The sequence below is a fragment of the Amycolatopsis sp. NBRC 101858 genome (genome assembly GCF_030269325.1).
Taxonomy (GTDB): domain Bacteria; phylum Actinomycetota; class Actinomycetes; order Mycobacteriales; family Pseudonocardiaceae; genus Amycolatopsis; species Amycolatopsis ponsaeliensis.
Genome location: NZ_BSTD01000008.1, coordinates 286,705 through 306,476 on the forward strand (window position 1 = coordinate 286,705; position 19,772 = coordinate 306,476).

At 72.8% G+C, this 19,772-nt stretch carries 17 protein-coding genes; 7 read left to right on the forward strand and 10 right to left on the reverse strand.

What is annotated here, in order from left to right:
• Positions 1-9 precede the first annotated feature (9 nt).
• Genes QSK39_RS48435 through QSK39_RS48450 form a run of 4 tightly spaced genes read right to left on the reverse strand, consistent with a single transcriptional unit; the run spans position 10 to position 7,491 of the window.
• On the reverse strand, positions 10-2,028 hold the full coding sequence (locus QSK39_RS48435; RefSeq protein WP_285484610.1) for an AbfB domain-containing protein: 2,019 nt from the start codon (positions 2,026-2,028) through the stop codon (positions 10-12).
• Entirely contained in the window at positions 2,025-2,411 is a 387-nt protein-coding gene (locus tag QSK39_RS48440) for a hypothetical protein (protein ID WP_285484611.1), read from the reverse strand. Before QSK39_RS48440 ends, QSK39_RS48435 begins: the two co-directional genes overlap by 4 nt.
• Positions 2,411-6,376 (reverse strand): nucleic acid/nucleotide deaminase domain-containing protein, encoded by a 3,966-nt coding sequence (locus tag QSK39_RS48445; RefSeq protein WP_285484612.1) that lies wholly within the window; start codon positions 6,374-6,376, stop codon positions 2,411-2,413. The genes QSK39_RS48440 and QSK39_RS48445 overlap by 1 nt, the downstream gene beginning before the upstream one ends.
• A gap of 35 nt (positions 6,377-6,411) precedes the next feature.
• Entirely contained in the window at positions 6,412-7,491 is a 1,080-nt protein-coding gene (locus QSK39_RS48450) for a hypothetical protein (protein ID WP_285484613.1), read from the reverse strand.
• Between the two features lie 207 nt (positions 7,492-7,698).
• On the opposite strand from QSK39_RS48450, the gene QSK39_RS48455 reads away from it, so the two are divergent.
• Genes QSK39_RS48455 through QSK39_RS48480 form a run of 6 tightly spaced genes read left to right on the forward strand, consistent with a single transcriptional unit; the run spans position 7,699 to position 13,845 of the window.
• Entirely contained in the window at positions 7,699-8,307 is a 609-nt protein-coding gene (locus tag QSK39_RS48455) for a hypothetical protein (protein ID WP_285484614.1), read from the forward strand.
• Entirely contained in the window at positions 8,307-8,897 is a 591-nt protein-coding gene (locus tag QSK39_RS48460) for a hypothetical protein (RefSeq protein WP_285484615.1), read from the forward strand. The genes QSK39_RS48455 and QSK39_RS48460 overlap by 1 nt, the downstream gene beginning before the upstream one ends.
• Before the next feature lies 1 nt (position 8,898).
• Positions 8,899-9,492 carry a DUF6801 domain-containing protein gene (locus QSK39_RS48465; protein WP_285484616.1) on the forward strand — a complete coding sequence of 198 codons (594 nt, stop codon included), beginning with the start codon at positions 8,899-8,901 and terminating at the stop codon, positions 9,490-9,492.
• A gap of 2 nt (positions 9,493-9,494) precedes the next feature.
• Entirely contained in the window at positions 9,495-10,991 is a 1,497-nt protein-coding gene (locus tag QSK39_RS48470; RefSeq protein WP_285484617.1) for a chymotrypsin family serine protease, read from the forward strand.
• Positions 10,988-11,908: a polyprenyl synthetase family protein gene (locus tag QSK39_RS48475; protein WP_285484618.1), complete on the forward strand. Its 921-nt coding sequence runs from the start codon at positions 10,988-10,990 to the stop codon at positions 11,906-11,908. The genes QSK39_RS48470 and QSK39_RS48475 overlap by 4 nt, the downstream gene beginning before the upstream one ends.
• Positions 11,905-13,845 carry a hypothetical protein gene (locus tag QSK39_RS48480; protein WP_285484619.1) on the forward strand — a complete coding sequence of 647 codons (1,941 nt, stop codon included), beginning with the start codon at positions 11,905-11,907 and terminating at the stop codon, positions 13,843-13,845. The genes QSK39_RS48475 and QSK39_RS48480 overlap by 4 nt, the downstream gene beginning before the upstream one ends.
• Here the strand turns inward: QSK39_RS48480 and QSK39_RS48485 are convergent.
• The 3 genes from QSK39_RS48485 to QSK39_RS48495 form a co-directional block, all read right to left on the reverse strand.
• Positions 13,820-14,392, reverse strand: coding sequence for a DUF6801 domain-containing protein (locus QSK39_RS48485; protein ID WP_285484620.1), 573 nt, complete (start codon positions 14,390-14,392; stop codon positions 13,820-13,822). The two genes, QSK39_RS48480 and QSK39_RS48485, sit on opposite strands and share 26 nt — an antisense overlap.
• 42 nt (positions 14,393-14,434) lie before the next feature.
• Complete coding sequence (locus QSK39_RS48490; protein ID WP_285484621.1) at positions 14,435-15,856, reverse strand: DUF6801 domain-containing protein; 1,422 nt, start codon at positions 15,854-15,856, stop codon at positions 14,435-14,437.
• Positions 15,857-15,945: 89 nt separating this feature from the next.
• Entirely contained in the window at positions 15,946-16,563 is a 618-nt protein-coding gene (locus tag QSK39_RS48495; RefSeq protein ID WP_285484622.1) for a DUF6801 domain-containing protein, read from the reverse strand.
• A gap of 360 nt (positions 16,564-16,923) precedes the next feature.
• Here QSK39_RS48495 and QSK39_RS48500 point away from each other — a divergent pair, with 360 nt between their 5' ends.
• The gene (locus QSK39_RS48500) at positions 16,924-17,871 is read left to right on the forward strand and encodes an RCC1 domain-containing protein (RefSeq protein ID WP_353051127.1); all 948 of its coding nucleotides are present in this window, start codon (positions 16,924-16,926) and stop codon (positions 17,869-17,871) included.
• A gap of 56 nt (positions 17,872-17,927) precedes the next feature.
• On the opposite strand, the gene QSK39_RS48505 is transcribed toward QSK39_RS48500, so the two are convergent.
• The 3 genes from QSK39_RS48505 to QSK39_RS48515 are packed head-to-tail and all read right to left on the reverse strand — an operon-like array spanning position 17,928 to position 19,733.
• Positions 17,928-18,596, reverse strand: a complete 669-nt coding sequence (locus QSK39_RS48505) for a hypothetical protein (RefSeq protein WP_285484623.1) — start codon at positions 18,594-18,596, stop codon at positions 17,928-17,930.
• A 40-nt stretch (positions 18,597-18,636) separates the two neighbouring features.
• Positions 18,637-19,245: a hypothetical protein gene (locus QSK39_RS48510; RefSeq protein ID WP_285484624.1), complete on the reverse strand. Its 609-nt coding sequence runs from the start codon at positions 19,243-19,245 to the stop codon at positions 18,637-18,639.
• Positions 19,242-19,733: an Rv1363c family protein gene (locus tag QSK39_RS48515; protein WP_285484625.1), complete on the reverse strand. Its 492-nt coding sequence runs from the start codon at positions 19,731-19,733 to the stop codon at positions 19,242-19,244. Before QSK39_RS48515 ends, QSK39_RS48510 begins: the two co-directional genes overlap by 4 nt.
• Between the last annotated feature and the right edge of the window lie 39 nt (positions 19,734-19,772).

Genomic DNA, 19,772 nt, shown 5'->3' on the forward strand with positions numbered 1-19,772 from the left:
CGTGCTCCTTCAGCTCGCGGGGTAGACGGTCGCCACGCCGGTGGCGGTGTCGTAGTCGATGCGGCCGCGTTCGAACGTGCTGCGGCGGCCGCCGGGGATGGTGACCTCGTCGGAGGTCGGGTAGCCGAGCGTGGACTTCTCCCCGCCGACGGAGAGCCACTTGGCGCGGATCTCGCCGAGCACGGCGTGCGCGCCCGCGCGGTCGACCGAGTAGATCGAGCCGCCGCCGGCGAAGTTCACGAACCGGCCCGCTTTGTCGGACGTGCAGGCTTCGTCCGTGATCGGGACGCCGAGCGCCGGGTGCCCGCCCAGGCGCAGGTAGGCGGCGAGGATCTCCGGTGACGCGCACGCGGCGCCGCGTCCGGTGGTCAGCGGGTGCACCGCGCCGCCGCGGCTCCAGTAGCTGCGGAAGGCGACCTGCCCGGGCGCGGTCCGGCGCTGGAAGTCCCGGTACCGCACGGCGCCGTCGACCCGCTCCGGCCCCAGCGGCGAGACCAGCAGGTCGGTGTAGGGGTCGTAGTCGGGCAGGTACTTGTTGAGCCAGTTCACCGTGATCTCGGTCGAGTCCGGCAGCGGTTCGGTGACCCACCAGTAGAACTCGATGCCGAGCCCGGCCCGGCCGTCGGACTGCCGCGTCAGGAAGTCCGCGCCGCCGCGCAGGGTCACCCCGGCGCCGGGCAGGATGTTGTCGACGCACCAGGTGGCGTTCCAGCCGAAGTCGACGGTCCCGTCCGCGGGCCGCACCCCGACCTGCGTCTTGGCGCCGTCGAAGTACCGCGCCAGGTAGTAGTTCGGTTTGCTGGGTGACTCGAGGGAGAAGCAGTCCTCGCCGGCCAGCCCGGCGACGACCCGCCAGGTCGCGTCGAGCCCTTCGCCCGCAACGGGTTCCGCGGCGCCGGGTTTGACGACCACGCCGCCGGCGGTCTCGCGCAGGTACTGCCCGGCGATGTTGCCGTTGATGGCGTTGCGGCTGAAGGACTGCGTCAGCGCGTCGTACTGCCCCTGGTCGAGGAACGCGCGGACGGCGTCGACCCCGCCGGCGAGCGCCTGCTCGGCCGCCCGCGCGAGCCGCGGCTGGATACCGCCCACGACGGCCTTGTGCCGGATGTCGTCGACCAGCGCCCGGTCGGCCTCGGCCTTCTGCGCCAGCACGGCGGCGACGTCCCGCCAGTTCGCCGCGTAGACGCCGGTGTCGATGAACTGCTTCCAGTCGGCGCGGACGCGGCTGCGCAACGCCGTGACGGCGGCCTTTTCGATCTCACTGCCCGGCCGCGCGCCATCGGCGATGACCCGGAGGACGTCGTCGTCGGGCAGGCTCACGATGTCGGGCGTCGGGATCACCCGCACCACGGACACGGCGCGTCCCCGGGCTGCTTCGGCGGCCTTGCGCAGCCTTTCGGCCTCGGTGGCCTGCTGGTCGGCGTCGATGGCGTCCTGCTGGTCACCGGCGTGCGCGGTGCGGAGGCCGTCGGTGATGAGCGCCCGCTGGTCGGCCGCGGAGGCGGTGAGGGTGGCGATGATGGCGGCCCGCACCCGCGGCCCGCTCACCCGGCCGAGCACGGTGACGAGGAAGTCGCGGTCGTTCTGGATCAGCAGCTCGGGCTCGGGCGTGACGCCCAGCACGATCAGGGCGGCTTCCTTCGCCTCCCGCGCGACCCGCGCGGCCTCGGCGTCCCGCATCTGCTGCTGCTGGTCCCGCTCGTTGGCGGCGATGATCCCGGACTTGATCCATTCGGTGCAGGCGAGATCGGTGCCCGCGAAGGCGAGTTCAGCGGAGGCGCGCACTTCGGAGCCGGTGGCTTGACGCCAGAGGGCGATGACGAATTCCTTGTCCCGCAACAGCATCATGGCATCGGTGGGGACGACGCCGAGGGTCCGGGCGGCGCGGAGCTTTTCGGACTCACTGGCGACGGGCGGCACCTCGGCGGCGGCGGTGACGCGCGTAGGTGCGGGGGTCGCTTCCGCGGCGGGAACGACGAGCGCGGTCGCCGCCACGACGGCGACGGCCAGGGTGGCGAGTGCTCTCACGGTGTCTCTTCTTCCTCCGCTGGGTCGCGGACTTCCCAGCCGGACCAGTCCCGGTACTCGTGGTGGTGGGCGGTGAACCCCACGGCCTGCAAGACCTTCACCAGGGCTTCTTCCATGACGTCCTTGACCGCCAAGAAGCGCAGGCCGTCGGCCTCGTCGGCGCGCTCGACGACCTGCCGGCTCCAGGACGGGTGCACGTACCAGAACAGGAACACCCCCGGCGCGTAGCGCACCTTCTTGACCTCGACTTCGACCCCGCCCGCCGCCGTGGGGTCGGAGGGCACGGCGAAGCCCGCGATGCGCAGCTGCTCGGTCACCTGCTCGGCGAGCAGGTTCAGCCGCCGCACGTGGGCGTCGTCGACGAAGAGCTCGGGGTTCAGCATCACGGCCGTCTTCCGGTCGAGGTGGGAGTGGCGAGGGGGACCGGCTCGCGGCCGAGGGGCGCCACCGGCACGTCGCCGGGCTGGATGACGATCTTCAGCGCGAACCCGAGTCCTCGCCGCCGCTTGGCGGTGGTGATGTAGCTCTTGAGGAGGTTCTTCGCGCCCGACTGCTCGGCCCTCGACTCACCCCACGGCACCGACCAGGAGATCTTCGCGTTCGGGTTGTCCCGCAACGCCTCTTGTAGCGCGCTGCGGCACGACTTGCACGGCGCGCGTTCGGTGTACAAACCCTGGACCTGGTTCGGGGAGACGCCTCGCGCCCTCAGCTGGTCGAGGATCTGGATCTCCGAGTCGCCACCGGCGCCGCTGGACGCGACGACCATGTTCGGGTAGGGCCCGTACGACCAGCCGGGCACGTAGGCGACCGCGATGTTGTGGTCCGCGTCGAAGAACCCCATCGCGATGCGGGCTTCGAAAGCGGTCGTGCTGAGCAGGTCGCTGTCGTAGGCGATGATGCCGCAGCTGAAGTCCGGGATGTCCGACGTCGCCGAGGGTGGTGCCTCGGCCGCAGCTTCGGAAGGAGCGAAGCCGCCACCGCCACTGCCGAGGACACTGAGCCAGCTGCAGTACTTGTGCAGCCGGTTGAGGAGGTTCAGCACCTTCGCGGCCAGCTTCTCGAGCCGTTCGGAGCGCAGGACCCACTTGCCGATGTTCGCGACCACCGTGGTGATCGCCTTCACGATCGCCTTGCCCTTGATGAACGGCAGCACCAGGCCGACCACGTTCACGACGCTCCAGAGGCAGGCCCCGATGTCGCCGTCGCCGAAGCAGCGCTTGAAGTCCTCGACGCCGATGTACTCCAGCAGGACCTCGGCGCCGATCTCGAGCAGGAAGTCGACGACGTCCCGGCCGGCGAGGCAGTCGGCCGCCGCGGTCCGGTACTCCGCGAGCGTGGCCCGTCCTTCCGGGTCGGAGTTGAGCAGTTCGGCGTCCTGGATCGTGAGGTCGGGCAGGCACCCGGACGCGATCAGGCTCTCGAGGCCCCGGTGCTCCGCTTCCCGTTGCCGTTCGTCGATTTCAGCCTGGTCGGCGGCGCGTTGTGCGTCGGCGGCGGCCTCACGCGCCCGTTGTGCCGCGTTCGACGTCTCCTGGGCGTGGTTCCTCGCCCGTTCCGCCGCGGCCGCCGCTTCGGCGGCGTAACCCTGGGCCGTCGTGGCGGCGTCCCGGGCTGCGGTGGCGTCCGCCTCAGCCCGGGTGGCGGCACCGCGCGCGGCGGTCGCCTGGCCTTCGGCGGCGTCCGCGGCCAGTCCGGCGATCGCCGCGTCCGCGCGCGCGTTGTTCGCCTCCTGGCGGGCTTGGGTGGCGTTCCGATGGGCTGTCGCGTCGCTGTCGTTCGCGCTGTCCGCCGCGGCCCGGGCGAAATACGCCTCTGTGGCCGCGTTGGCCGCCGACCGCTGCGCCTCGGCCACGGACTGCGCGGCCTGCCAGGCCGACTTCGCCGCGTTCGCCGCCGCTTGGAACGCCGCCTTCGTTTCGGCGGCGGCGTTGTCGGCGGCCTGCTGGGCCTGCGTCGCGGCGACCTGGGCCTCGCCCGCCCGGGCCTGTGCGGCTTGCGCCTGCTCGTCGCCCACGGCCTGGGCCTGCGCCGCGACCTCGGCGACGAAGTCGGCGTCGAGGTCGGCTCCGGTGAACGGGGCCACCACGACGATCGCGGTGTTCGCCGGTGCGGTGATGGCGGCCGACGACTGCCGGGCCGCGAGCGCCGCCCGGCCGGCGAGGTTCGCCTGGGTCGCGGCGGAAACGGCCTCGCCGAACGACTCGTTCGCGCTCTGCCCGGCCCGGACGGCGTCGACCGTCGCCAGCCGGGCCTGTTCCGTCGCCTGCTCGGCGAGCGCGGCCGCGTTGCGAGCGGCGTCGGCGGCGTTGACCTCTTCGGCTGTTGCCGTGGCAGCCGCGGCGTTCGCGCGCATGGCGGCCAGGTGGGTGTCGGCGGCCGCGGATTCGGCCCGGCCCGCGGCCAGGTCCGCGTTCGCCGCGGCGGTCTCCGCGTCCTGCGCCGCGGCACGGGAGGCCGCGGCGGCCGCAGTCGCCTTGGTAGCCGCTTCGCGGGCCCGCGCGGCGGCACCGGTCGCCCGGTTGGCGGCATCCTGCGCACCCCGGGCCGCATCCGCCGCGTCGCGGGCGTCTCGGCGAGCTTCCTGGGCGGCTGCCCAGGCGGGTGCCTCCTGCGCGGTTCCCCTCGCCGCCGCCGCGGAGGCTTCGAGTGCCTGCGCCCGGGCTTCGGCGGCGTTCCCGGCCCGCTGGGCCGCCCACGCCGTGTCCCGCGCGGTCTTGGCGTTCGCCTCTTCCTGCCGTGCGGTGCTCTCGCAGCCGGCCGCGATGCCCTCCTGGGTGAGGGCGCGCGACAGGGCCGCGGCCGCTTCCCGCTTCTTCGCCTCGGCCTCACCGCGCGCCCTGCTCGCCTCGGCCGCGGCCGAGTCGGCTTGCTGGCGGTAACGGGCGGCTTCGTCGCGCTGGCGCTCGGCCTCCGCACGGGCGTTGCGAGCCTTGCCCGCCTGGTCCTGCGCCTCCCGGAGTGCGTCGTAGCTGCGTTGCATGCCCTGGTAGGCCTCGTCGCGGGCCACCTGGGCGGACACCCGGGCCTGCCTGGCCCGCTCGGCGGCGTCCTTCGCCGCCTTGGCCTGGTCCGCGGCCGCCGCGGCCAGGGACGCCGCCTGGGCGGCGTGTTCGTCCGCGTGCAGACGCCACTGCCGCGCCTCCTCCGCCCGGGCCGCGGCCTCGTTCTGGTGGCCGATCGCCGCATCCGTGGCCATGGTCGCGTCGAGGGCGTGCTGGGCCGTCTGGACCGCGAGTACCGCCGCCTGCGACGCGGACGCCATGCCGCGGGCCAGCTGCGCCCAGTCGGCGCCGTACGGCAGGCCCACCTCGACCAGGATGTTCGCTTCCGCCGTCGCCGCCACCGAGGCGTTCTGGGCTTCCGTCGCCGCCTGGCCCGCGAGATCGAGCTGCCGCTGGACTTCCTGGCGCGCCAGGCTGAACGTCTCGGGGGAGTGGTGGCCGCCCGCGGTGTTCGCGGCCAGGATCTGCGCCGCCTGGCGGGCCGCGGTGCCCGCCGAGACCATCGCGTTCGCCGCGCGCTGCAGCGACCGGACGCCGCGGCCGTTCGCGACCAGGAGGTTCTGCCGGGCCCGGGACGCCCGGGCGGCGCGCTGGGCCAGGTCGCTCGCCGCCTCGGCGGCCTTGTTCCGCTCTTCGAGGTCCTTCAGGTACTGCTCGCGGTTGGCGGCGTCGCGCTGCGCGGCCGCGACGTACCCGCCGTTGAAGAACGCCACGATCGCCGCGTCCCCGGCCGCGAGCGCCTGCTGCGCGGCGAGCTTGACCTCCGGGCCGACCGAGCCCACCAGCGCCGTCACCCGCGCTCGCAGCTCGTCGGCGCGGGCCTGGGTGTTCCGCCGGGTGCGCTCGTCCCGCTCGGTGGCGATGCCCCGGCCGTAGTCCAGGAACGCGGCACGGTCGGCGTCCGACCCGGACAGCACCCGCTCGACCTCGGCGTTGAAGATCGGGCCGCCGGTGCCACGCAGGTCCAGCACGGCTTCGCGGTTCAGCCGGGCCGTCTCGTTGCGGCGAGCCTCGGCCCGCTGCTGCGCTTCGACCTCGCCGGTGTCGAGGAACTCCCAGATCGCGTCCTCGGTCCCGGCGTCCAGCGCGGCCTGCGCCGCCTCCCGGACCTCGGGCTCTTCGGACAGCTGCGCGATGTCGGACACGAGCTTCCACAGCCGGGGGTCGAGCGCCTCGCCCATCCCCGTTTCGCCGTCCCAGCCCGGGTACTCGGTGTGCGGGATCGGCCGTGGGTCTTCGGCGGTTACCGCGACGGGGGCCGGCGTGAGGGCGTTGACGTCGGTGGTGGCGAACACGGTGAACGCCAGCACCAGGGCGAGCACCTTCGTGACGATTCCGTGCGGCATTTTTCCGCGTCCTGTCGTAAGAGAAGGGAAAGCGCTTACCGAACCGTCGCGAATTGCGGATTCCGCATCCGGGTTTCGCCGTCGGCGGCTTGGGCGAGCAAACCGGCCCAGAACCCGGCCTGCTCGGCCGCCCAGTCCTGTTCGGCCGCCCAGGCAGCTCGGGTGGGATCGGCCGCATCGCGCACGGCCCGCCAGTTCGGCCCGGTCGCGGCCTGCGCGGCGGCGGCGATCGCGGCCCAGTTCGCGGCCTGGTCACGCGCGACCTGCCCGGCCTCCGCCCACGCCGTGCGCGGTGGCCCGGTCTGGGCACCGACCCGCTGCCACGCCCGCGCGGCGGCGTCCCGCAACTGGGCCTCGACCTCGTCGGCGGCGTCGAGCGCAGCGCGTTCCGCTTCCTGGGCGTCGACGATCAGCCGCCGCACCGTGGCCAGCCAGCGTGCTTCCTGCTCGGCGTCGCGCAGGCGGTGGGCTTCGAGGTCCAGTTCCGCGCCGGTCGCCCAGCCGTAGGCGAAGAACTCGACGATGTCGGCGTCGGTGGCGTCCGGCCGCGTCGCCCACGCGGCGGCGGCGCGCACCTGGGCGCCGGGGTCGTGCGTGGCGAGCGTGCGGACGTACTGCCGGTCCGCTTCGACGATGGCCTGCGCCTGTTCGCCGTCCGCTTCCCGGGCGAGCCGGTCACGCTGCTCCGCGGCCGCGAAACCACTGCGCACGAAAAGTTCCCGGTCCGAGTCGGTGCCGAGCAACGCCCGTTGCGCGGCGGCGTTGACCTCCGGTGCGTAGGCCGCGGTGTAGGTCAGGAGCACCCGACGGCAGAAGTCGGCGTCGGCCGAAGCGGTCTCCGCGGCGCGCTGTTCCGCGGCGGCGAGCCCGAAGTCGAGGAAGTCGTAGACGACGTCGTCGTTCTCGTCGGCCCAGGCGACCCAGGCGTCGGCCCGCACCGCGGCTCGCGGATCCTTGCCGGCCAGCCGCCGGACGAGTTTCCGCGCGGTGGCGGCGGGATCGGCGACCTGAACCCTGCTGTCTACAATGGACACAGCGGTGGCCGGAACTTCACAGAACCCGGGTGTCACGGCGGCGACCAGCGCACCGCACAACAGGACGCGCAGACGGCCCATCTGTATCCCCCCAGTGGCCAACGGCGGGCAAACCGCCCAAGCCACGTGAACGTAACACCGGGTGAAGGCAGGCATCAATCGTCCGTTCGGTCCTGTGCGGAAAATTTGTCGGAATCGGATGAAAAACGGCCGGAGTCCCGAACTTCCTTGTGCCGCTGTCGTTTTCGTGGCTAGCCTCCGCAAAGGGCGGTTCCGGGGGGAGTCACGATGAAATCCGTGTTCGGCAGGCGTGCGGCACTGCGCGGCGCCGCGGTGCTCGCGGCCGCGACGGCTCTCCCGCCGGGGACCGCCGAAGCGGCCGAGTCCGGCGAGCTGACCTGGCTGGTCCCGGTCGCGCCCCTGACCCCGCAGCGGATGCGGACCCGCCTGCTCGCCGGGATCCCGGCGGTGATCGAGTACGGCCGTCCGGTGACGGTCGGGCCGGTGACCGTCCAGGCCATCGGCGACGAGCACCTCGGGATGATCATCTACGCGGCCGGCTACCAGGCGGTCTCCGCGATCGTCACCGCGTCCGTCGTCGTCGCGGACGCACGCGGGCTGTCCGGCCGGCTGCCGATCACCGTCACGTTCCCGCGCACCCCGGTGCCCACGACGCAGGCGGAGTTCGTGCTCACCGGCACGGCGATCCTGACCGGCACGCCCGTCCTGCCGTCCGCGCGCAACCCGGGTGTCACGACCATCGCGCTCGACCCGGACCCGGCCGCCGTCCTGACCTTCTACCGCCGGGGGAGCGGGGCACCCACCGAGGTCACGGGCGCACCCCGGCTGAACCCGGCGCAGCAGGACACCGTCGTCGCCCGGATCGAGGTGCGGTGATGGCCTTCGGCAGACGGACGGCCTTGCGCGGGGCCGCGGTGTTCGCCGCCGGCGCGGCCGTGCCGGGGCGAGCCGGCGCGGGGACCCGCGAACTCACGTGGGAGCTGCACTCGACCCACATCGGCGGTGTCGGCCCCCTGCGGTCGCGGATCGTCTCCGGGGTGCCCGAGGTGGTCCGCTACGGGGAGCCGGTGGTGTTCGGCCCGGTGATCGTGCAGCTCGTCGGGAAGGACCTCCTCGGCGGCATGGCCAGGGCGGCCGGGTACGACGCGGTGTCGGCGAAGGTCACCGCGCACGTCGTGGTCACCGACGCCCGGCAGCTGTCCGGCCGGCTCCCGGTGGCCGTGGAGTTTCCCCGGACGGTGGTCCCCGACGAGCGGGCGGAACTGGTCCTCACCGGCACGGCGACGCTCGCCGAGCCGGCGTCCGGGCCGCGCAACGCCGGGCCGATGACCGTCGCGGCCACGTCCGGAGCCGCCGGGGTGCTGACCCTGTACCGGACCGGTTCGGGCGCCGCGACCCCACTCGGCTTCGAGGCCGGGCTCGCCTCGGACCAGGATCCGCTGCTCGCGACGCTCGAGGTGCGCTGAGATGGCCCCCTTCGGCAGGCGCACCGCGTTGCGCGGAGCGGCCGTCCTCGCCGGGTCGGGCCTGCTCACCGGAGCCGCGGCCGGTGTCCTGGACGAGCTGCGCTGGGACCTCGACGCCGGACCGATGAGCGGCGAGGTGCTCCGGACGCGGATCCTCTCGGGCATCCCCGCTTCCGTCGCCTACGGGCAGCCGGTGACGCTCGGTCCGGTCACGGTCCAGCTGATCTGCAGCGACCAGGTCAGCGCCGGGGCGTGGGCGACCGGCCACAACGTCCTTTCCGCGGTGTTCCCGGTGACGGTCGTGGTGACCGACGCGCGCGGGCTGTCCGGCCGGTTCGGTGTCGACGTCACGATCCCGCGCACCCCGGTCCCCGTGGAGGAAGGGGACTTCGTGCTCACCGGCACGGCGACGCTGTCCGGCGGGAACACCCCGGCGGCGCGGAACCCGGGGCCGATGACGGTCGCCGTCGAACCCGCCGCGTCCGGGTTCGTCGTGCTCTATTCGGCGCGGACCGGCGAGGCGGAGCCGCTCGAGTGCTGGCTGCGCCTCCAGCCCGGCCAAGACCCCCTGCTCGCGACGATCGAGGTGCACTGAACGTGTTCATGGAACCGAAGACCGCGGCCGCGCTCGACGAGGCGAAGGCCGTCCTCGCCGCCGGACACCTCGGTGACCCCAACGTGGTCGGCGTCGCGAAGGGCTTCCGCACCCGTGACGGCGAGCTCACCGAAGAGCCGGTGGTCATCGCGCTGGTCCGCAAGAAGCGCCGCGCCGCACTGGTTTCCCGGCGACGGCTGCTGCCCGCCACCATCGGCGGGCACGGCGTCGACGTCGTCGAGACCGGCGAGTTCCGGTTCTCCGGCGCCACCAAGGCGGCCGCGGCCACGCCGATCGCCGAGCGGTTCCGGCCGCCGCTGCAGGGCGGCAGCCTCGGCTCGCTCGCCGACGGCACACTGGGCACGCTCGGCTGCCTGGTGCGGGACCGCACCGATGGCTCGATCTGCGTGCTGTCGGCCAACCACGTCCTGGCGAATTTCGGCGTCGCCGCGCAGGGTGCCGCGATCGTGCAGCCCGCGCCGCTGGACGGCGGAGCGGCCGAAGCCAACACCGTCGCCCGGCTCAAGCGATCCATCCCGCTCACCCAGGACGGCCCGAACACCGCCGACGCGGCGATCGCGCAGCTCGAGCCGGGCATCGGCGTGAGCTCGACGGTGGCCCGCAACCTGATGGCGCCGATCTCCGCGACCCACCCGGCGATCGGGCTGGCGTTCCTCGCCAGCGTCCACGGCGGGACGTTCATGGCCAAGATCGGCCCGGTGCTGGAGCAACTGGACGTCGAGCTGCTCACCGCGAACTCCACCGCCGTCGCCGTCGAGGGCCGCCGGATCGAGAAGGTCGGCCGCAGCTCGGGCTACACGTCGAGCGTGGTGCTGGACACCACCGCGACCGTGGTCGTCGACGGCTACCGGTTCACCGACCTGATCTACGCGCAGCGGTTCTCGCTCGTCGGCGACTCCGGCGCGGTCGTCTGCGAAGGCGGCAACGGGAAGACGTTCACCCCGCTGCCCGCGATCGCCTGCCGGATGCTCGGCGCCGCCGGCGCGTTCTACGACCTGCCGCTCGCCGGCGACAACGCGCTCGCCGACCAGGCGCGCGACGAGTTCCTCGGCGAGAGCCTGGTCGGGAACCTGGTCGTCCAGCTGGTCTACAAGAACCTCGACCTCGCGGTGAACCGGCTCGAAGCCGCGACCGCGAGCCCGGAGGAGAAGGCCGAAGCCCGGCGGTTCTACGACAAGTACCGGACGCTCGTGGCGTCCGTGCTCGGTGATCCCGCCTCGCCGGTCGCGCTGACCCAGGAGCACCTGGACGACGTCCGCACCATCTTCGCCGGGATCTCGCCGGACCTGGTCACCCTGGCGGAGAAGCAGGCGCTGTGGGTGATCTTCGACGACGTCGTCGCGCCGGCGCTCGGCAAGAACCGCGCCCAGCTGCTCGAGTACATGAACGACCTGGCGGTGTACCGGCAAGTCGTGACGAGCCTGCGGGAGATCCCCGGCCTCGACGTCGACGGCACCTACGGGTTCTCCTCGCGGTGACGGCGACCGCGGACCCGGTCCGGTACCACCTCGGCCGGCTCGCCGGCGGGCTTTCCGCGCCGCTGCGCGACACCGTCGGCGGGCTCGTCGACCGGCCCGGCAAGCTGCTGCGGTCGCGGCTGCTCACCGCCTGCGCCGGATACGGCCGCTCCGACGGCGAGCGGGTGGCACGGCTCGGCGCGGTGGTCGAGCTGGTGCACCTGGCCTCCCTCGTGCACGACGACGTGATCGACCGCGCATCGATCCGGCGAGGCGGGCCGGCCGCGCACCGCACGGCCGGGCCGGAGCTCGCGGTCCTCGCCGGCCTGGCCTGCCTCGCGGCGGCCGGGACCGAAGCCGCCGATCTCGGCCAGGGGGTCGCCACGGCGGTGAGCCGGACGGTGGCCGACCTCGCGCACGGCGAGCTGCTCGACGTCGAGCGCGGCTTCGACACGGGGTTGTCCCTGCCGGACTACGTGGACCTGGTGCGGCGCAAGACCGGTGTGCTGTTCCGGTTGTGCTGCCTGCTCGGCGCGGCGGAGTCCGGCGTGGACAGCGCGGTCGTCGCGGCGCTCGCCGAGTTCGGCGTGGAGTGGGGGATCGCGTTCCAGGTCCTCGACGACTGCCTCGACCTCGAAGCCGCGGGCGACGACAAGCCGGCCGGGACCGACCACCTGCTCGGCCTGTTCGGCGCACCGACCCTGGCGGCCCTGCGCGCCGACACCACGGGCGAGCTGCACCGGCTGCTGCTCGCGCCGTCGTTTTCGAGCGGTGACCTGGCACGGGTGCGAGAGCTGGTCACGGCCCACGGTGGCCTCCGGGCGGCTCGTACCTTGGCAGGTGTCCACTTCGGACATGCACAGGCGGCGCTGGCCCGCACCCCGGACGGCCCGGCGCGGCGCGCGCTGGCGGGGATGCTCGAAGCGAGCCGTTCTTGAGCCACGCGGTGGTGCTCGGCGCCGGACCGGCCGGCGCGGTGACCGCGGCCGTGCTCGCCCGCGGTGGCCTGCCGGTCGTGCTGGCCGGGCGGGAGGATGCTGCCCCGCGGCACGACGTCCTGGTCGGCGGCCCGGCGCGGGAGATCCTGCGGTCGATCGGGGTGGCGGTGGACGCCTGGCCGGTGCTCCCGGTGGCGATCGCCTTCGACGCCAGGACCGTTCACGACGTGGTGGATGCCGGGTATTCCGTGGTGGATGGTGCGGTGCTGCGGGAGACACTGCGGGAGCACGCCGTCCGGTGCGGGGCCGAATACCGCACGGCGGTGGCGGAGGTTACGCCCGGCGCCGGAGGGGTGGAAGCGCTCGGACCCGTGGTCCCGGCAGCTCCGCACATCGTCCTGGCCGGCGGCCCCGCCCACCTCGGCACCACACCGCCGTACAGCACCGGCCTCGTCTGCGCCCGGCGCTTCACCGGTCCCGTCCCCGGCGAGCGCGTCCTCCTCCACCTCCTCGCCCCGCCGGCGGACGACCGGCGCGGGAAGCCGCGCTGTGCCTGGCTCGCCCCCACCCCCGACGGCTGCACGATCGGCGCGTCCGCCCTCGGCGACGTCGATGCGGACGCCCTCCTCGACGCGGCCGTCGCGGCGCTCGCCGAGATCGAACCGCGGGTGCTGGAGTGCGTCCCGGCGGGCCCCGCGGCGGCCGGCGCGCTGCACAGCGGCTTCAGCCCCGCGTCGGCCGCGAGCCGCCGGGGGCTGCGGGTCGGCGACGCGGCCGGCCTGGTCAACCCCTTCACCGGCGAGGGGCTGAGCAACGCCGTCCAGTCGGGACAGCTGGCCGCGCGGGCGATCCTGGCCGGGAAGAACGACCCGGCCGCCGCCCGGCGGGAGTACGAACGCCTGCTGGGGTCGGCGTTCGTCGGCTACTTCGAGACCGCGCACCACGCCGCCCGCCGGTACCACCTCGCCTGGCGCGTGCTGGCCGCCGGCGCGGGCAGCGAACGGCCGTTCTTCGCCAAGGGACGGCGAGCCGTCGTGCTGCCCGAAGGCATCTCGGCGCTCGCCGGGGCCGAACCCCTGGACCTGCCGGCCGGGGTGCGGGCTCCGCTACTGCCGTTCCTCGCGGCCTGCGACGAAGTGGCCGTGTCCTGCGTCCGCGGCGAATGGCCGTTCCTGGCCCGGATGTTCGCCGCCGGCCACGAGGACGTGCGGCTGCGGCCCGCGATCGGGTTCTTCGCGGCACTCGTGTCCGGTGGGGACGCCCCGGCCCGCGGTGCCGCGACGGTCGCGGCGGCCATCGAGCTGGCCACGCTCGGCGCGCTGGCGTTCCTCGGCCCGGCGGTCACCCCGCGCGAAGTGCGCGGCGTGGACTGGGAGTCCGCGGCGACCGTCCTCGCCGGCGACTACCTGCTGGGCCAGGCATCGCGGCTGATCACCGAGGCCGCGCCGGAGCTGGCGTGGTCCTTTTCGGACTGGCTGGGTGAACTGGCCGCGTTGCGCGCCGACGCCGTGACGACCGGTGCCGGCGCCGAGGCGGTCTTCGCGTCGCTGTTCGAGTTCCCGTTGCGGATCGGAGCGGCAATGGCCGGGGTGGCCGCGGAGCCGTTCCGGGACTACGGCGCCGCGCTGGGCCGGGCCTTCCTCCGGGGCGAGGACGTGCTCGCCCTGCGCGGCGAGCGCACCCGCCTCGACGCGACGCTTGCCGACCTGCTCGACGGCCGGATCTCGGCGTTGCCGGAGCTGCTGGCGACTCCCGGGCTGACCGCGGATTCCCTTCCGCAGCAAGCACTTCCGACCGCCATCGAAGCGGGACGACGGGCGCGCGCCGAACTCGAGCCGGCGTGCGCAGCGGTGGACCATCCCGTCGCGCGAGAGCTGTTGCGTGCGGTGGCGGACTTCGTGACCGGTCCGGTCAGAGGATCGGCAGCGTCGGGCTGAAGGTCCCGATCTGACCGGCGCTCAGCGTGCAGGCCATGGTCCAGTTCGTCCACGTGTTGTTCGACGCCTTGTGGAACTGGAGGGCGAACGAGGCCGGCGAGCCGGTGCTGAACGTGATCGTTCCCGCCGCACCGGCGACGAACGACTGGCTCGCGCCGAAGAACGGGATCGTCGCCGGCATGCCCCAGGTGGTCGTCGGGACCGTGCCGCCGGTGCCACCGGCGGGCGTCGCGTTCGTTGCGGTGACGGGGATCGCGCCGCTGCCGCGGACACTGTCGTAACCGATGGCGATCAGCAGCGAACGAGTGGCGGTGGACAGCGCGAGACTGCCGGAAATCCCGGTGATGGTGAACGTCGCGCCGGGCGCGACCGTGCTCGGCCCGTCGAACGTCTCGGTGACCGGAGTCGCCTGCGCCGAGATGCCGGGGAAGGTGCAGCGGTACCCGACCGGTCCCGCGTTGTACGTCGTGAGCGCGGCCGCCGGCCCGGCGACCGCGACGAGGGCGGCCACCGCCGCCGGAACGAGGATCAGGAGACGACGGAACACGGTCCCTCCACTTCGGATCTTCGGATCGTCGGGCTGAAGGCGTCAGCGGCTCTGGCGGAAGACCTCCGCGGGGACCGGCACGACCGGCGGGCAGTTGCGGTGGTCGGTCTCCATGCACAGCTGGATCAACGACAGGCGCGCCGAGGCCTGGTTGCCGGGGCCGGAGTTCTGGCCGGTGAACAGCGAGCTCAGCTTCTCCGCCGCGCCGCAGTTCTTGAACGGCGGCAGCGTGAAACCGCGGAACTTGGGGTCGGGGTTGTCCGGGTCGGTGCCGATGAGACCGCCCAGGAACGGGTCGTACTCGCCGATCATGTCGATCGACATCGGGGTCGCCGAGACGCAGTCCGGACCGGCGTCCAGTGGCACCCCGTTGACCTTGACATCGCTCAGCCGGGAGACCACGTCGAGGTGGTTGCGCAGGATCCCGTCGAACAGGGTCCCGAACGAGTGGATCATCTTGCCGGTCCGGTAGTCGGCAGGCAGGAACTCGACGGTCGCGCTGATCGGCAGGAAGCCGTAACCCAGATAGGAGACCGTCACCGGGGTGAAGCCGACCTCGCCGGTGATCTCACTCCTGAGCGGGAACCCGTTCACGTCGGTGATCCGGAACCAGACGCCGTTGACCAGCGCGGCCGGTGCACTGTGGATGACGCTGCCGGTCTTGGTGATCGTGGCCGTGTTGTCGATCTGGTTCGGCTGCAGCGGCAGCACCAGCGTGACGTTGTCGTCGGGCGGTGGCTCGTCGTCCAGCAGCGAGTGCTTCTGGGAGCCGTTCGGCCGCGGTGCGGGGGTGGCCTTCTTCTGCGGCGTGGGTTTCCCGGCCGGCGGCGCGGTGGCGGCGAGGACGGCGACCGAGCCGAAGGAGAGGTCCTGCCCGGCGTCGGGGGTGCAGGCCACCTGCTCGGCGGACTGGTTCGCCGGCGCGCCCGTGGGACCGATGGCGAGTTTCGGTGCGCTCAGCCGGATGCGGAGCACGCCCGCGGCGGACGGCGAGAACGCCGCCAGCTTCCCCTTGGCCACCAGGGGGACGTCCCCTTCGGCAGGCAGCGGGGTCGCGGCGATGGTCAGCGGGACGGCGAGGGTGTCCTTGACCTTGCCCTGCTCCAGCAGCAGCTGGAAGGTCAGCCCGCCTTCGAGCGTGCTGCCCGCACCGAGCAGCTGCTGCGCGGCCGCGCGGGGCAGCGAGAACGACACGGCCAGTCCGTCGATCGTCGCGGGCCGGCCCGTGGTCATCGAGGCGGGCAGCGTGGCCGCGGTGGTCACGTCGAGCTTCAGCGGCCCGACCGGGTCGGCGAAGGGACACGACGCCGTGATCGTCTTGGTGATGTCACGGCCGCCCGCTCCCGCGTCCGGGGCCGGGGCGCCGGGAGCGGCGGACCCGGTCCCGGTGAACGCGCCGGTGACCACCGACACCGCGCACGCCAGCGCGAGCGCGCCTCGGGTCGCTGTCCGCCGAGCTGGCATGTCGTGCTCCTGTCCGTGCGACTGGGGGAACGGGCCGCGGGGATGGCCGGTGCACCGGCCATCCCCGCGGTCTTGCTACACCCCGCCGATCACGTGATGGTGAAGGTCGGCGAGAACGCCAGGTTCTGCACCGGGCTGGTCTTCGGCGTGCAGGTCATGTTCCAGTTCGCCCAGGTGTTGTTGGACGCCTTGTGGAACTGCAGGGCCGCGGTGATCGGCGTGCCGAGCGACAGCGTGTCCGTGCCCGCGGTCGCCGGGGCCGTGTAGGTCGGGATCGACGAGGTCGCCACCTGGTTGATGTTGACCGTGATCGAGCCGCCCGCCGGGTAGATCACCTCGGGGATGTTGAGCCCGGACGCGGGCCCGGAGACCGAGCCGCGGGCCGCGGTGACCGGCACCGTCGCCGTGCCGCGGATGCCGTCGTAGCCGACCGCGGTCAGCAGCGAGTGGACCGCGGCCGAGATCGTCGCGGTGCCCCCGACCGCCGTCGGCACGGCCGTGCCGCCGGCCGCGATCGAGTCCGGCCCGGTGAGGGTCGCGGTGATCCCGACGTCCTGCTGCGGGATGCCCGGGAACGTGCACCGGTACGTGGCGGCCGCGTTGTACGGTTGATCGGCCGACGCCACGCCGGCGAAGACCATGCCGAGCGCGCTGACGGCCGCGGCGGTCGTGACCGCCTTGAGGGACAGGTTCTTGAGTCGGGTCATGACTGTCAATCTCCTTCGATCATCCAGTTGACGTCTCGACGGGCGCTGCCCAAGCGCCCCGCGGGCCGAAGCGGCACCGCGAATTCCCCCGGTGTTTCCCTGGTGCAGCCGGAACCCTCGCGAGGTGGCTGTGAGAAATAAGGTTACTCGTGAGTCGGTTGCGCAACAAGGATGTCATCCGGCCGGTTTTCACGGCCACCCCCGAGAGTGCTTTCTTGTCAGCGCCGGAGTAGTCGCCGGACGATGTTGGTGCGGTTTTGACAAATACTCCGGGGGGTCCCGATCGGCAGTTGTGCGGGTTACTATCGATACCACGCGCGCAGCGTGCCCGCGAGAATCGATTCAGCGAAAGAGGACGCCGTGGGTCCCCGTTTCCGCAGTGCCCCCCGCCGGGCTTCCGTGCTGCTCGCCGTCACCCTGGTCACCGTTCCGGTGGTGTCGGGCGCGGCCGCCTCCGCACAGGCGCCGAGCGTCGGCGGCGTGGTCGAATGGGGGTTCTCGAACTACATCCTGGGGCCGCCCCCGGAAGCGTCCGAAGGCGTCGGCGCGGTCTCCATGGGCGGGATGGACGCCATGGGCCTCAAGGCGGGCCAGGTCCTGGTGTGGGGCGACAACAACTTCGGCCAGACGGAGGTGCCGGAGGCGGCGATGTCCGGCGTCAGCGCGATCGCCGCCGGCTGGGGGCACGAGCTCGCGCTGAAGAACGGCGGCGTCCTGGCCTGGGGAAACGATTGGTACGGCCAGACGCAGGTGCCTGCCGACGCGAAGTCCGGTGTGGTCGCCATCTCGACCAGCGCGATGCACAACCTCGCGCTCAAGGCGGGTGGGCGCGTGATCGCCTGGGGCCTGCGCTCGGACGTCCCGGCCGCGGCGACGTCCGGCGTCACCGCGATTTCCGCCGGGGGCGACCACAGCCTGGCGATCAAGAACGGCGGGGTGCTCGCCTGGGGCGCCGACGAGCACGGCCAGACCGACGTGCCTGCCGACGCGAAGTCGGGCGTCACCGCGGTTTCCGCCGGTCACCAGCACAGTCTCGCGCTCAAGGACGGCCGGGTGCTCGCCTGGGGCCGCAACGACGACCACCAGATCGAGGTCCCGGACGCCGCGCTGTCGGACGTCGTCGCGATCGACGCCGGGTGGACCTTCAACTACGCGCTCAAGAGCAACGGTGACTTCGTCGCCTGGGGCTCCAACGACGTGACCGAAAGCGACCCGTCGAGCTGGGGGGTCTGCGGGCCGTTCCTGACCGTCTCCGCGGGCGACCGGTTCGTCGTCGCGCTGAAGGAAGATCCCGCCGCACCCTGCTGACCAGGCACGAAAAGAGGGGCGCACCGGCCGGTGCGCCCCTCTCGTCGTGCCCCGGCTCAGCCTTCGGTCTTGGCCGCCAGGTCCAGCGAAATCGTGTTGCCCGGCCCGGAGATCAGCGCGCCCAGCGCCAGGTCGGCGATGAAGCAGTTCTTGAACTCCGGGATGGTGTACGTGCCCGTGACGGTGATCTTCGGGCCGAAGATGTCGACGTCCTTGGCACTCAGGTCGAGGTCGAGCGGCTTGCTCGCCTTGCAGCTGCCCGGCACCGTCGGGATCGGGATGACCGGCACGATCAGGCCGGCCCAGATGTCGTAGATCTCCATGTTGGCCTGGGCGTGCGTGGTCAGCGTGGCGTCCGCGATGGTGCCGGTGGCCGGGCCGGTCGGGGTGATCTTGACCTTCGCCTTGATCCGGAAGATGCCCGACACCAGCGAGATGTCGGCCTGCGACGGCGGCAGGCTCAGGTTGGCCCGCAGGCCGACCGAGCCGGTCTGGTCGTCGATGATCAGCGCACCGTCGAGGGTGCCGGGGCCCAGTGCCATCGAGCCGCCGGTCTTCTTCACCACGGTGCTGCCGGTGACCGTGTAGCCCACCGGGATCTCGACCACGTCGGCCGACGCGGGCACGGCGGTGACGACGCTCAGCGCGACGCCGGCGACCGCCGTGACCGCGGCCGCGCGTGCCCATTTCCGGCCGTTCTTCCGAGTGCGCGACAAAACAGGCATGCCAACTCTCCTTCGAATTGTGCAGCGGTGGAAAACGGGGTCAGCGGGGGGTCAACCCGGTAATTTTCCAGGCATTGCCCTCACGTTCCGCGGTCACCGAAAGCTGGGCGGCCGCGGAACTGCTGGAATTGTTGTCGGCGCGCGTGGCGGCTTGGTCCAGGAACACGAGGAGCCGGGCATGCCCTTCGCGGAGATCCTGCACCGCGGATGACGTCACCCGCGTCGTCAGCACCAGTTTCTGGGCCGGTGCCTTTTCCTTCACCTGGGCGAACAGCCGGTCGTAGGTGGTGAGTGCGTCGCCGCGCAGGACGTCCCGCGCGGCCTGTTCCGTGATCTCGGTCTTGTCGTAGGAGTAGGAGAAGATCCGGTTGAGCGCCAGCGTCACCGCCGACGTGACGTCGGCGGTCGCCCCGACGTCGGTGAGTGCGTGGTTGGCCGCGGCCGGATCGTCCGCCGCCGAGCGCGCCGCCAGCGTGAACAGCACACCGGCGGCCGCCAGCAGTACCGAGACGACGACCAGCAGCGGCAGCAGGAGCGGCCGGCGCCGAGGCGGTTCGGCCACTTCGTCGGAGGAGGCGGGGACGTCGTCGTCGGAGGAGGCCGTCACTTCGGCCTCTTCCTCAGCTGTCGGCAGCGCGTCGGTGCTCATCTCGCCCCCACCGGCAGCTCGTCGAGGGCGCTGAGCTTCCAGCCGCCGTCGGTCCGGGTCAGTCCCGCGGCGAACCGGTTGCGCTTGGTCGCCGGCGCGACCCCTTCCTTCAGCGCGGTGATCTCCACCGAGGCCAGCAGCTTGGCGGTGCCCGCGTGCTCGTCGAGCTCGCTCAGCGCCGCGTCCAGCACCTTGCCGGTGGACACCGTCGCGTCCTGGGTGAGGGTCTTCTTCGTGGCTTCGTCGGTGTGGGCCAGCCGGTCGTGCAGCGGCCCGGTCGACGCGTCGAGCCACTGCGCGAGCCCCTGATCGAGCTGGTGGTAGTCGAGGGTGCACAGCAGCGCGACCAGCTGGCGGCCGCTGGAGAGCGCTTCGTCGCGGGCGGTCCCGTAGGTCAGCGTTTCGCTGTGCGCCGTGCGGTACCAGCCGATCCCCGCCCAGGCCGCGAAGGCCGCGGTGACGACCACGGCCGCGACCGCGGCCCGCAACCGCCACTTCCTGTGCCTTTTGTGACCGATCCGACCACA

Excerpts from the sequence above, each read along its gene's own strand:
- QSK39_RS48440 (WP_285484611.1), bottom strand. The coding sequence starts at position 2,411 with ATGCTGAACCCCGAGCTCTTCGTCGACGACGCCCACGTGCGGCGGCTG.
- QSK39_RS48445 (WP_285484612.1), bottom strand. The coding sequence starts at position 6,376 with ATGCCGCACGGAATCGTCACGAAGGTGCTCGCCCTGGTGCTGGCGTTC.
- QSK39_RS48450 (WP_285484613.1), bottom strand. The coding sequence starts at position 7,491 with ATGGGCCGTCTGCGCGTCCTGTTGTGCGGTGCGCTGGTCGCCGCCGTG.
- QSK39_RS48455 (WP_285484614.1), top strand. The coding sequence starts at position 7,699 with ATGAAATCCGTGTTCGGCAGGCGTGCGGCACTGCGCGGCGCCGCGGTG.
- QSK39_RS48460 (WP_285484615.1), top strand. The coding sequence starts at position 8,307 with ATGGCCTTCGGCAGACGGACGGCCTTGCGCGGGGCCGCGGTGTTCGCC.
- QSK39_RS48465 (WP_285484616.1), top strand. The coding sequence starts at position 8,899 with ATGGCCCCCTTCGGCAGGCGCACCGCGTTGCGCGGAGCGGCCGTCCTC.
- QSK39_RS48490 (WP_285484621.1), bottom strand. The coding sequence starts at position 15,856 with ATGCCAGCTCGGCGGACAGCGACCCGAGGCGCGCTCGCGCTGGCGTGC.
- QSK39_RS48495 (WP_285484622.1), bottom strand. The coding sequence starts at position 16,563 with ATGACCCGACTCAAGAACCTGTCCCTCAAGGCGGTCACGACCGCCGCG.
- QSK39_RS48505 (WP_285484623.1), bottom strand. The coding sequence starts at position 18,596 with ATGCCTGTTTTGTCGCGCACTCGGAAGAACGGCCGGAAATGGGCACGC.
- QSK39_RS48510 (WP_285484624.1), bottom strand. The coding sequence starts at position 19,245 with ATGAGCACCGACGCGCTGCCGACAGCTGAGGAAGAGGCCGAAGTGACG.